Annotated in this window: 12 protein-coding genes; 4 read left to right on the top strand and 8 right to left on the bottom strand. The window is 56.5% G+C overall.

Annotated elements, in window-relative coordinates; all coding sequences use genetic code 11:
* Positions 1 to 64: 64 nt before the first annotated feature.
* The 4 genes from ACR0KC_RS13385 to mgtE form a co-directional block, all read right to left on the bottom strand.
* Complete coding sequence (locus tag ACR0KC_RS13385; protein WP_170392185.1) at positions 65 to 1,843, bottom strand: SLC13 family permease; 1,779 nt, start codon at positions 1,841 to 1,843, stop codon at positions 65 to 67.
* A gap of 91 nt (positions 1,844 to 1,934) precedes the next feature.
* Entirely contained in the window at positions 1,935 to 2,747 is an 813-nt protein-coding gene (locus ACR0KC_RS13380; protein WP_170594671.1) for a TIGR00282 family metallophosphoesterase, read from the bottom strand.
* Positions 2,748 to 2,859: 112 nt separating this feature from the next.
* Complete coding sequence (locus ACR0KC_RS13375) at positions 2,860 to 3,426, bottom strand: 5-formyltetrahydrofolate cyclo-ligase (RefSeq protein ID WP_480562395.1); 567 nt, start codon at positions 3,424 to 3,426, stop codon at positions 2,860 to 2,862.
* Positions 3,423 to 4,817, bottom strand: a complete 1,395-nt coding sequence (gene mgtE / locus ACR0KC_RS13370; protein WP_170401569.1) for a magnesium transporter — start codon at positions 4,815 to 4,817, stop codon at positions 3,423 to 3,425. The genes ACR0KC_RS13375 and mgtE overlap by 4 nt, the downstream gene beginning before the upstream one ends.
* A gap of 138 nt (positions 4,818 to 4,955) precedes the next feature.
* Between mgtE and guaD the strand changes: the two genes are divergently transcribed.
* Positions 4,956 to 6,245, top strand: coding sequence for a guanine deaminase (gene guaD / locus ACR0KC_RS13365; protein WP_480771947.1), 1,290 nt, complete (start codon positions 4,956 to 4,958; stop codon positions 6,243 to 6,245).
* A 65-nt stretch (positions 6,246 to 6,310) separates the two neighbouring features.
* Here the strand turns inward: guaD and ACR0KC_RS13360 are convergent, their stop codons facing one another.
* From ACR0KC_RS13360 to ACR0KC_RS13350, 3 genes are all read right to left on the bottom strand, one after another.
* On the bottom strand, positions 6,311 to 7,645 hold the full coding sequence (locus ACR0KC_RS13360; protein WP_480706781.1) for an 8-oxoguanine deaminase: 1,335 nt from the start codon (positions 7,643 to 7,645) through the stop codon (positions 6,311 to 6,313).
* 114 nt (positions 7,646 to 7,759) lie between these two features.
* Positions 7,760 to 8,551: a histidinol-phosphatase gene (gene hisN / locus ACR0KC_RS13355; RefSeq protein ID WP_170392196.1), complete on the bottom strand. Its 792-nt coding sequence runs from the start codon at positions 8,549 to 8,551 to the stop codon at positions 7,760 to 7,762.
* 44 nt (positions 8,552 to 8,595) lie between these two features.
* Complete coding sequence (locus tag ACR0KC_RS13350) at positions 8,596 to 8,967, bottom strand: helix-turn-helix domain-containing protein (protein WP_170343628.1); 372 nt, start codon at positions 8,965 to 8,967, stop codon at positions 8,596 to 8,598.
* A 337-nt stretch (positions 8,968 to 9,304) separates the two neighbouring features.
* Here ACR0KC_RS13350 and ACR0KC_RS13345 point away from each other — a divergent pair, with 337 nt between their 5' ends.
* Positions 9,305 to 10,273, top strand: coding sequence for an NADPH:quinone oxidoreductase family protein (locus ACR0KC_RS13345; protein ID WP_480706783.1), 969 nt, complete (start codon positions 9,305 to 9,307; stop codon positions 10,271 to 10,273).
* Here the strand turns inward: ACR0KC_RS13345 and ACR0KC_RS13340 are convergent.
* Complete coding sequence (locus tag ACR0KC_RS13340) at positions 10,257 to 11,135, bottom strand: LysR family transcriptional regulator (RefSeq protein ID WP_170512372.1); 879 nt, start codon at positions 11,133 to 11,135, stop codon at positions 10,257 to 10,259. The genes ACR0KC_RS13345 and ACR0KC_RS13340 overlap by 17 nt on opposite strands.
* Before the next feature lie 127 nt (positions 11,136 to 11,262).
* Between ACR0KC_RS13340 and ACR0KC_RS13335 the strand changes: the two genes are divergently transcribed.
* Both ACR0KC_RS13335 and ACR0KC_RS13330 read left to right on the top strand, forming a co-directional pair.
* On the top strand, positions 11,263 to 11,481 hold the full coding sequence (locus ACR0KC_RS13335; protein ID WP_480771946.1) for a DUF1127 domain-containing protein: 219 nt from the start codon (positions 11,263 to 11,265) through the stop codon (positions 11,479 to 11,481).
* A gap of 195 nt (positions 11,482 to 11,676) precedes the next feature.
* The gene (locus ACR0KC_RS13330) at positions 11,677 to 12,414 is read left to right on the top strand and encodes a Bax inhibitor-1/YccA family protein (protein ID WP_010441904.1); all 738 of its coding nucleotides are present in this window, start codon (positions 11,677 to 11,679) and stop codon (positions 12,412 to 12,414) included.
* Positions 12,415 to 12,490: the final 76 nt, after the last annotated feature.

Genomic DNA, 12,490 nt, shown 5'->3' with positions numbered 1-12,490 from the left:
AAGATTGTGACGATATCGACATTTACAAGGCCCGAAACACCAGGTCGGCGAATCCGTGCCAGTGTCAGAGCGGCCAGATGAACGGAATAAGAAGTGACGCCAGCAGACCCACAGTCAGGTTCAGCGGCACACCAACTTTCAGAAAATCGGTGAATCTGTACCCACCCGGGCCATACACCATCATGTTGGTCTGATAGCCAATCGGCGTCGCAAAGGATGCCGATGCCGCCACCATCACCGCGACCACCAGCGGGCGCGGATCAATTCCTACAGCCTGAGCCAGAGAGATCGCGATCGGAGTGACCACCACCGCCACGGCGTTGTTCGAAACCAATTCGGTTAGCACCGAGGTCAACAGATATACGGCCCATATGATCAAGAAAGGTGGCAACATGCCAAGCGCCGGTGCGACCGCTTCGACAATCAGTGTAACCGCGCCCGATTTATCGAGCGCAGCCCCAATTGCGAGCATGGAGAAGATTAGGGCCAGCAATCGGCCTTCGACAAATGAGAACGCCTCATCCGCGTCGATACATCGGGTCAGCAAAACCACAGCAACGGCGATGATCGACAACAGCAAAATCGGTGCCACGCCCAACCCCGCCAGGGCGACGATCCCGACCAGCGCACCGATGGCTATGGGCGCATGGCTGCGGCGAAACGCTCGTGCCGAAGGTTGCGTAACATCGACCATATCCATATCGGCGGCCAGCTTCTGGATATCCGCAGGCGAGCCCTCTAACAGCAGTGTATCCCCGACACGCACGGTCAAAGCATCCAACTGACGCCCGATATTTTGGTTCCTGCGATGAACCGCCAGGACGTAGACACCATATCGGCGACGTAACCGCATCGCACCAAGCGTTCGACCGACCATGCGGCAGCCCGGCGTGATCAGAACCTCAACCGTCTTGGTCTCAACAGCTGAGACCTGATCAACGCGCTTGAGTTCCTTGTTGCTTTGAAGACTCAGCAATTCGGTCATCTCGGTGCGCAAAACTACCCTGTCGCCCACTTTAAGCGTCACCCCCTTGAGGTTCCGCCGCAGCGAGTCATCCCCCCGGATCACGTCGATCAAACGCACTCCGGGGCGCTTGAACAGCTGAACGCCGGTCACTTCGCGGTCGATCAGATTGCTGTCGGGTGGAATGACCGCCTCGGTAAAAAACTTCATCTTGGAGCGGTCGCTGAGCATCTCGGCCATGCTGTCACGCTCGGGTAGCAGTCGTGGCGCAATGAAGCGCAGGTACACCATACCGTAGATCACCAGCGCTATGCCCAGCGGGGTAACCTCGAAGATTGAAAACGCCGTCATACCTTGTGCGCGGGCCACACCATCGACCAACAGGTTAGTCGAGGTGCCAATCAGCGTCAGCGTACCCCCAAGGATCGCCGCATAGCTGAGCGGGATCAACAATTTGGACGCCGAAACGTTCAGCGTGCGGGCGATCTGGATAAAGACCGGGATCATTACAACGACAACCGGTGTGTTCGACACCACCGCCGAAGCGACGACGACAAACGCCATCAATAACCCGATGGCAAACCGAGGGTTCACCTGCGCCTGCTTCTGCGCGAGCGAGGTGAAGGCATCAAGCGCTCCGGTGCGCACCAAGGCACCCATGATGATGAACATCGCGCCGATGGTCCACGGCGCGGGATTCGAAAGGACTGCAAGCGCACTTTGATAGGGCAGGATACCGGTTGCCAGCATCAGGGCCGCCCCGCCGATGGCGACAACTTCGGTCGGATAGACCTCGCGCAGAAACATGATGAACATGCCCGCTACGATCATCAGCGCCAGAATTGCGCTGCCCATCTCTGTCAGTTGAAGGAATTGCATTCTTGGTATTCTGTCCGAACCCTGATCTGGCATACGCGCCTAATAGGTAGTTTCACGTATTGCGTGCGGCGGGGCAAGTCTGACGTGCTTTTCAGGGTGTAGACTGCTGCAACCGCCCGCCAACACGAATCATCTGCACGGATTTTGCGCTTCCATCGCGGTCATCGGTTTCGACAAAAACTCCGCTCAAGGTCGCCTCACCGGTCGCAGGCGTAAACCGCGCCTTGGGCATCCCGGTTATGAACCGGCGCATCGGTTCCTGCTTGTCCATTCCGATGACCGAGTCATAGTCGCCGCACATCCCGGCATCGGTCAGGTATCCTGTACCGCCCGGCAATACCTGCGCATCCGCGGTAGGCACATGCGTATGCGTCCCAACCACAAGGCTTGCGCGTTTGTCGCAATAATGGCCCATCGCCATTTTCTCGGACGTTGCCTCGCAATGCATGTCGACGATGATCGCCTGCGCCTGGCCGCCGCGTGGGTGCGATTTCAGGATTGGTTCAATGGCCGAAAAGGGATCGTCAAAGGGGCGTTTCATGAAGACCTGCCCTAACACCTGCACCACCAAAACCTTGCGACCGCCCGGCGCGGTGAACAGTCGATGCCCCCGCCCCGGTGCCCCTTTGGCATAATTCAACGGACGCACGATGCGAGGTTCTTTCTCAATAAACTGCAGCATGTCTTTCTGGTCGAAAGCATGATCGCCCAAGGTGATACAATCGGCCCCCGCGTCCAAAAGCAACTTGGCGTGATCCCCGCTCAGCCCCATTCCGTTCGAGGCGTTCTCGCCGTTGACAACGACAAAATCCAGCCGCCATTCGTCACGCAGACGTGGCAAATGCTGTTGGATGGCGGCGCGACCCGAGCGCCCCATGACGTCACCAAGAAACAAAATCCTCATGATTGCGGTCCTAGGGGCTGGAAGTGGCAATAACAAGGCAGAAGCAAACAATCACTCAGCCTGAAGGCTGCCAATGTAAAGGAAATCGCGATCGCGCATAGCGAGGGATAACTTAGAAAGTTAGCACCCGGCTTTCAGTAATCACCATATCGAGTGGTTGATCAGTCGGCTCCAGCGGCAGGTGTTCGGCTTCCTGCGCATCAAAAGCAAATCCTATGGCAAGCGTCGGGCGCTTGGCGCGCAACCCTTCAAGCGTGCGATCATAGAAGCCGCCGCCATACCCCAAGCGACCACCCTGCGCATCAAAGGCAACCAGTGGCACGATCAGGATTTCCGGGTCGAAATAGTCATCGATCTCGGGAACTTTCGCGCCGAAGGGTCCATCTTTCAGCATGCCCTCAGGCGTCCATCGAGAGAAGCGCAAGGCCTGCCCTGCGGCCTGAATGACAGGCACGCCCACTGGGCCATATGCAGAAGCCTCGGCCATTGCAGGCAGCGGGTCGATTTCGGTGCGGATCGGCATATAGCCAGACATGGGAACACCGCGATGACCCGCCAGAACCTCGGACAAGCGCCCGGCCGCGCCAGGGATGCGCATATCAAACGCTACCTTGCGTCGCACGAATGCCGCCTTGCGCGCTGTGGCCTTGATTTCGGTCAGATCGGTTGTCTCGTTCACAGTAGCACCACGCTGGCAAGCCCCAGAAAGATGAAGAACCCCATGACATCCGTTGTCGTGGTCACAAAGGTTCCTGACGCCAGCGCCGGGTCAACACCCAGACGGTCCAGCACTACCGGTACTACCGTACCAGCAAAGCCCGCGATGATCATGTTCACGACCAGCGCCGATCCGATCACGACGCCCAGCAGCGGGGAGTCGAACCACATCATCCCGACGGTTCCCAACACGATAGCGAAACACAGCCCGTTGAGCATTCCCACCAGCAGTTCTCGCCGGATTACGCGCCCTACGTTCGAGCCGGTCAGGTCGCGTGTTGCCAACGCCCGCACTGCAACGGTAAGTGATTGGGTCCCGGCATTGCCCCCCATCGAGGCGACGATCGGCATCAGGATCGCGAGCGCCACCAGTTGATCAATCGCGGCCTCAAACTGAGAAATCACCAGCGATCCGCAAATCGCCGTAACCAGATTGACACCAAGCCAAGGCAAGCGGCGCCTACTGGTTGCCGCTACACTATCGGACAGAGAGCTTTCGTCCGAGACGCCCGCAAGACGCAGCATATCCTCTTCGTATTCTTCGTCCAGGACCACCATCGCATCGTCGATGGTGATGACACCGACCAAACGACCGTCGCCATCCACGACGGGAGCCGAAATCAGGTGATACTGATTGAACGCATAGGCTACGTCCTCTTCATCCTGTTCGACGGGGATGGTGTGGAATTCATCTTCGGCAATGTCCTGCAGCGGCACCTCGCGCCGGGTTGCCATCAACTTGCCCAGCGTGACCTGAGCAACCGGTTTCAATCGCGGGTCAACAAGTATGACGTGATAGAACTGTTCCGGCAAATCGTCGGTGGCACGCATGAAATCGATGGCCTGCCCCACGGTCCAGTGATCGGGCGCCATGACCACCTCGCGCTGCATAAGGCGGCCAGCAGAGTTTTCTGGATAAGATAGGGCTTGCTCTGCCGCGACGCGTTCGGAGTCTTCAAGCGCGCCCAGGATGGTTTCTTGCTGCGGCTCTTCAAGATCTTCCAGAAGGTCAACAACGTCATCACTTTCCATATCCCGAACGGCTTCGGCCAGAACGTCCGGTTTCAGGACATTGATTACTTCTTCCCGAACTGACTCGTCGAGCTCCGACAGGATATCGCCGTCGAACTCTTTGTCATACAGCCGGATCAGGCGCGCACGGTCGTAAGGATTGATCTGTTCCAGAAGGTCAGCGATATCGGCCGCGTGCAACGGCTCCATCAGCTCAATCAGCTTGGCGCGATCTTCGACATCAACCGCATACAGGATGGCTGCAACGGTTCGCGGGTCCAGCGCATAGGCGTCTTCGTCACGGGGCTGATCGGGTCTGGCTTCGTCGTTGCCTGTCGTCATGCGCTGCCCCTCTATCTTGTCGATTGCCCCTAGATAGAAGAAGCAGCTACCGGAAAACAATGACAATGGTCCAATTTACCCGCATCTTTCGCGCCCCTATGCTGGTTGGCGGTCCAAAACAGGCGGAGAACAGAACAAATGGCGCAAAAGACGCTTCTGAAGGGACGTGTGCTTAGCTTCAACGGATCACCGTTCGAAGGTGAGCCCACCGATGCGACCAAAATTCACCAAGCCGTCCTGATCGAAGATGGCCGCATCGCGGCACTGGGCCAGGCGTCCGACCTGTCTGACGCGCATCCCGAAGCCAACATTAAGGATTATGGCGATCAGCTGATCATGGCGGGATTTGTGGATTCTCATGTCCACTATCCGCAGACGGCGATGATCGCGAGCTGGGGAAAGCGGCTGATCGATTGGCTGAACAGCTACACGTTCCCTGAAGAGATGAAGTTTGACGACCCCGCCTATGCCGCTGAAATTGCAAACAGATATCTAGACCTAACCGCAGCCCATGGCACCACAACCATGTGCAGCTTTTGCACCATTCATCCAGAGAGTGTTGATGCCTTCTTTACCGCCGCGCAGGCGCGTGGGCAGCGGGTCGTCGCGGGTAAAACCTGCATGGATCGCAATGCGCCTGAGGGGCTGCGAGATACTGCACAAACCGGATACGACCAGTCCAAAGCTCTGCTTGAAAAGTGGCATGGGGTTGATCGCATATCTTACGCCATCACTCCACGATTTTCGCCGACATCGACGCCAGAACAGCTGGAGGCGATGGGCGCGCTTTGGGCCGAGCATCCCGACTGCCTGATGCAAACCCATCTGAGCGAACAGACCGATGAGATCGAATGGGTCCGATCCCTGTTCCCCGACGCGCGCGACTATCTGGACACCTATGAGCAGTTTGGGCTGCTGGGTGGAAATGGCCTTTACGGGCACGTGATCCATCTGGAAGAGCGGGAGCGCGATCGTCTGCGCGAGGTAGATGCAGCTCTGATCCACTGCCCCACATCAAACACGTTTATCGGCTCTGGCCTGTTTGACATGAATGGTCTAATTCACTCAGGGCACCGCGTGGGCTTGGCCACCGACACCGGAGGCGGCTCAAATTTTTCAATGCTGCGCACAATGGCTGCGGCCTATGAGATTGGTCAATTGCGAGGCCATCCCTTGCACCCCTCGCAATTGCTTTGGCTTGGAACGGTGGGATCGGCCCGTACCCTGCGGATGGATGACCGTATTGGCAACATCGCCGTGGGCATGGAAGCCGATCTGGCGGTGCTGAACCTCGCATCGACGCCTGCTATCGCCCAGCGCGAAGCTCATGCTGATGATCTTTGGGAAGCGGTGTTCCCGACCATCATGATGGGTGATGACCGTGCCGTAACCGATACCTGGATCGCCGGACGAGCTGTTTCTGGTTGATAGGAATGGGCCTATGGCCCATGCCTCCGGCGGAGGTATTTTTAGCCAGATGAAGAGCGGATTCGCTATTCTGCCAGCGCGCGTGCCAGACGATTCTGGGTTTCTATGACCCTTGGCAGGTCGATCGTGGCGATCTGACTGTTACGAACAATCTGGCGTCCCTCGACAAAGAGGTGTTTGACACGCGTTGGTCCGGCCAGAAGGAGCGCAGCGGGGTCCCAACTGCCTGCACTTTCAATTCCTTGCACGTCCCAAATGGCAATATCAGCTCGTTTACCGGGCATAAGCCGGCCGCAATCGGGCCGATTCAACACATCCGCCCCGCCTCGGGTGGCGATCTCAAGCGCCTCACGGGCCGACATGGCGTCAGCGCCGTTTGCGACTCGTTGCAGCAGCATAGACTGGCGCGCCTCGGCCATCAGATTGCCGCTGTCGTTGCTGGCTGATCCATCCACACCCAACCCGACTGGCACGCCTTGATCACGCATTTTTCGGACTGGCGCGATACCTGAACCAAGACGACAATTGGAACATGGACAGTGCGCAACGCCGGTTCGGCTACGTGCAAACAGGTCAATCTCGGCGCCATCCAGCTTGACACAATGAGCGTGCCAGACATCCGAACCGGTCCAGCCCAATTCTTCGGCGTATTGGCCGGGTCTACAGCCGAACTGATCTTGAGAATAGGCTATATCCTCATCGTTCTCCGCCAGATGGGTGTGCAGCATCACACCTTTGTCGCGCGCCAACAGCGCGGCATCGCGCATCAAGTCCCGACTAACCGAGAACGGTGAACACGGCGCCAAACCAACGCGACACATCGAACCCTCAGATGGGTCGTGATAGGCATCTACTACGCGGATCATATCCTCCAGAATAGCCCGCTCGGATTCGACCAAAGCATCAGGAGGCAGTCCACCGTCACTTTCTCCAATGCTCATTGCCCCACGCGTGGGATGAAAACGCAGCCCCAGCTCTGACGCTGCATGGATCGTGTGTTCAAGCCGCGCGCCATTTGGATATAGGTAAAGGTGGTCAGAGCTAAGCGAGCAGCCGGACAGTGCCATCTCGGCCAATCCGATCTGGGCAGATATAAACATCTCGTCAGGACCAAAGCGGGACCAGATGGGATAGAGCGTTCGCAACCAACCAAACAACAATGCGTCCTGCCCGCCGGGAACCGCGCGGGTGAGCGTTTGGTAGAGATGGTGATGGGTGTTCACCAGACCGGGGGTCACAACACACCCATTTGCATCATGTATTTCGCCATCGCTCGTAAGGCGCTGGCCAATCTGGGCAATCTTACCATCCCGAACCAGCAGATCAGCGCCTGCAAGCTCTTGCCGATCATCATCCATCGTCAGGATCATATCGGCGTTACGGATCAGAAATTCTGTCATTTTCGCACTCCCGCATACTGCCCGTCTCATGCATGGAGTGATGGGCTGGTGGAAAACGGGCGTAAGAACCAGCCGTGATCAGTTTAAAGTCGCAAAGAAGGGTCGGCAACCCGTTTAGTATTGCTTCAGAATTTCTAGCGCTGCCGCATGAATCTCAGTATTGGCTGCAGCGAGCGCACGCCCACCATTATGAGCCGGATTGCCCTGCCAATCCGTCACAATACCACCCGCGGCCTCGATCACCGCGATTGGGGCCTGGATATCGTAGGAATTCAATCCGGCCTCGACCACTAGATCGGTTTGACCTGCAGCGAGCAACGCGTAGGCATAACAATCCATCCCATAGCGTGTCAGCTTCGTTTTCTGAGAAACCGCCTTGAATGCGGCGGCCTCGACCGCGCTGCCAACCTCCGGGAAAGTGGTGAAGATGATCGCCTGGTCCAGAGATCGAGTGTCACGCGTCCCAAGTTCTGTGCGTCCCAAAGGGCCTTTGACAAATGCGTGCTCTTTATCTCCGATAAAACGTTCGCCGATATAGGGCTGATCGATCACACCAAGCTTCGGTCCAGTCTCATCGCTTAGGGCGATCAGAACACCCCATGTGGGCGTACCACTTATGAAACCGCGCGTGCCATCAATTGGGTCCAGCACCCAAACTCGTCCGGTAGTTCCCTCGGAATGACCGAACTCTTCCCCCAGGATACCGTCCTCAGGCCGGTGATCAGCCAGCACCCTACGCATTGCTTTTTCTGCTTCGCGATCAGCGGCTGTCACCGGATCAAAACCGGCATCGAGTTTGTTGTCTGTCTTCAGGTTAGATTGGCGGAAAAACGGAAGAATGGCCGCCCGCGCAGCGTCGGCCATTTCTTCGGCAATCTCTAGATCGCTTCGTAGGGTGTTTTGCATTGCTTACCCGTGCGCCCGACACCCCGCGAAGTCAAGCGCTTGTATCAGGCGACGTCGCTCAGCACGCGTGCCAGTTCAAACAGGCGGCGACGCTGGTTTTCCGGGATCGCATAATACGAGCGAACAAGATCAAGCGCTTCTTTGTCACCCATCAAATCCGCAGGAACCGATTTCTTGTCTGCATCCGACTTCTGAGCCTCTTCAAGACCCTCGAAGAAAAAGCTGACGGGAACATCCAACGCTTCGGCAATGTCCCACAAACGCGATGCGCTTATCCGGTTGGCCCCTGTTTCGTATTTTTGGATTTGTTGAAACTTGATACCAACTTGCTGCGCCAACTGCTGCTGAGTCATGCCAATCAGCCAGCGGCGATGCCGGACGCGTTTGCCCACATGGACATCGACGTGATGGGTCATTGGTAGTCTCCTTTACACAAACACCTGTCCGGGAAACCGCGACAGCAGCCATCGCCGCTTAGTTAGCGGGTCGCTGCTTAAGAACTCCCTAATTCGGATCGTGCCCCCCGAACAGCACCATAGTACAATATTGCCGCAATCCGTTATTTTTTCAAGCTGGTTGAATCAGAGAAATCGAACAGTGGTTTGTGGTTGTACGGCCAACATAGAGATTGATAGTTTCTAAATGGGAAACAGTTGATCCACCCTATTCAGTTTAACGCTGTGAAGATTGCGAATGGAATTGACAAACGGTCAAGCCAAACGGCCTATGGCGACAAAAGAGCGGAGACCAATGATGCAGGCATTTCGTATCGAGACCAAAGGGGCACCCGCTCAGCTATGCGAAACACGCGAAGCACCGCCGCAAGAGAACCAAGTTCGTATCGCAATCCGCGCCTGCGGCCTGAACTTTGCAGACCTTCTGATGCAGAAAGGAACGTATCAAGACACCCCCGAAGCACCGTTTACGCTGGGCATGGAGATTGCAGGGATTGTCACCGAAATTGGAAACAATGCTACGCATTTGAAGTTGGGCGATCGTGTTGCAGTCTATTCAGGTCAAGGCGGCCTGGCCGAATCAGGCGTTTTTGATGCGGACCGGGCAATTCCCCTTCCAGATTCCATGAGTTTCGAAGACGCGGCCGCGATCCAAATTGCCTATGGCACCAGCCATATTGCTCTTGCGCACCGGGCGCGACTGCAACCGGGCGAGACCCTACTGGTCACCGGTGCTGCCGGTGGCGTGGGATTGACCGCAGTTGAAATCGGAAAACTGATGGGTGCGACAGTCATCGCCCAAGCCCGCGGGCAGGACAAATTGGCCGTGGCACAAAAAGCTGGTGCAGACCATCTGCTTGACGCAAGCGAAGACCTGCGCGACCGCGTTCTCGCTCTGGGTGGTGCTGACGTGGTCTACGATGCGATTGGTGGAGATGTCTTCAAGGCCGCCTTCCGCGCGACCAACCCGGAAGGCCGCTTGTTACCGATCGGATTTGCCGGAGGTGAGGTGCCCCAGATCCCGGCCAACCATCTATTGGTCAAGAACCTGACCGTGATCGGCGTATATATCGGCGGCTATCTGAATTTCAGACCCGAGATCGTGCGCGACAGCTTCAGCACCTTGTTCCGCTGGCATTCTGAGGGCCGGATTAAGCCTCATATCAGCCACGTCCTGCCCTTGCAGGATGCAGCAAAAGGTTTGGAACTGCTGCGCGATCGCAAATCCACTGGCAAGGTGGTGATCCGCATCAACTCGCCACTTTAAGCGGCTGCGCCGTTGGATGACTGAAGTTCTGGCGCAGCAGGTTCGCAAGCTCTGATACATATTCCTCACGTACCCGCTCTGCACCGTAGAGGTTGATGAACTGCACCGGCAGGTCCGGCAGCACTCCGGCATGGTCAATCAGTTCCTGATGGCTGGGCTGGGTGCCTTCCAGCAAAACTCCCACAGCCAGATCAGCGCTGACGGTGGCTTCAACGGTGCGGTCGGAATCGCTGTCGATGCTCATATCCCATTCGATTCCCGCATCATCCAGCGCCGCTGTCGCAACCGGACGGAAAATGCAATTCCGGCAAAACCCCAGCCGCAAAGGCTTTTGGCGCCAGGCAGATCCGTTCAGCGCGCCAACCCAACGCAAAGGCATATGGTGCAGGGTTTCGGCACCTTCGCCCGCACCCGATTCCGTAGTCACAATCAGATCGAAGCTTCCGCGTGCGAACTCTTCTTTCAAGTGCCGCGTGTTGGAAGTGACCAAGTTCACGCTGACCCGAGGAAAGCTGGCATTGAAACGCTTCAACACGCGCGGGATGAACGGATGAACGACGTCATGCGGTACGCCTAGCACGACCTCGCCCTCAAACGCCTGATCCGTCAACCGCCCGATTACCTCATCATTCAACGCAATCATCCGCCGTGCGTATGCCAGCAATTGCTCTCCGGACGCCGTTAGCGCGATGGTTCGACCGGATCGATCCAGTAATTCCAGCCCCAAAAGCTCTTCCAGCCGCTTGAGCTGCATAGAGACCGCAGATTGCGTGAGGTGAAGAAATCCAGCGGCACGCGTCACGCCCCCATGGTCAGCAACAGCTACGAAAGACCGCAATGTGGTGATGTCCAAATTTCGCATGTTCAAGATTCCTTATGAGACTCGTCATAAACATTCATTTCCAAAATATGTCAGACTGCTCCATATAGATCAAGGAAATTGATTGAAGCGCTAGGTTTCATCAAACAATCAGGAAAGGGCAATCATCATGACCCATATAGCCATCTCAGCTCATCGTCGCATCAAGCGTAAGGCGATTGGTGCTCGGATACTTGACCTGTTTAACCTCGCTCGTCAGCGGCGCGCCCTCGCCCAGCTTGATGATGATGCACTGAATGACATCGGCGTTTCACGCAAAGACGCGCGTAACGAAGCAGAGCGCCCGTTCTGGCACGCGCCCGACAGCTGGCACAAACATCTGTATTAATTCGAAAATACCGGCGGCTTGAGGGATTTGGCGACCAAGCCGCCGGTTTTTTGGCGACAGTTGCAAAAATTGCCGACAGTTTTGCTGAGTTTCAGGCTTAAAACCCTTGAAACGAGGGCCACACTCTCCGATATTTACCGGGAAACCGGCTCGCATCCGTGGGCTGCGAACAGAATATTGAAGGGAGACCCCTATATGGCACAATTCGACACGATCCGGACGGCGTCCGGCGCGCGCGCTGCCGAGATAGACGAGGGCCTGCGCGCCCATATGAACAAAGTCTACGGCACGATGTCCGTAGGCATGCTGATCACATTTGCCGTGGCATGGGCGGTGGGCTCGAGCCCGCAACTGCTGTCGATCTTCCGTGATCCGGTCACGCTGAGCCCCAATATCCTGGGCTGGATCGTGATGTTTGCACCTTTGGCGATGGTGTTTGGCTTTGGCGCTGCGATCAACCGGCTGTCTGCATCTGGCGCACAGCTGTTTTTCTATGCATTTGCAGCAGTCATGGGCCTGTCGCTGAGCTGGATCTTCGTAGCCTTTACAGGCATTTCGATCGCGCAAGTGTTCCTGGTGACTTCGATCGCGTTTGCAGGTCTTTCGCTGTACGGTTATGTGACCAAGAAAGACCTGTCCGGCATGGGCACCTTCCTGATGATGGGTGTGATTGGCCTGATCGTTGCGATGGTGATCAACATCTTCCTGCAATCACCAGCGATCATGTTCGCAGTGTCGATCCTGGGTGTGCTGATCTTTGCCGGCCTGACCGCCTATGACACGCAGAAGATCAAAACCACCTATCTGCAGATGGCTCATGCTGGCGATCAGGAATGGCTTGGCAAAGCGGCGATCATGGGTGCATTGAACCTGTATCTGGACTTCATCAACATGTTCATGTTCCTGCTGCAACTACTGGGCAACAGAGAATAAAACCGCTTCAAACAGAATACAGAAAGCCCCGCTTGGCACTTCGCTAAGCGGGGCTTTTTTTATGTTGCTCTTCAAA

Source organism: Ruegeria sp. CF3 (assembly GCF_056537365.1).
Note: the sequence above shows the minus strand (reverse complement) of the source record. Positions and strands in the feature narration are given on the sequence as shown.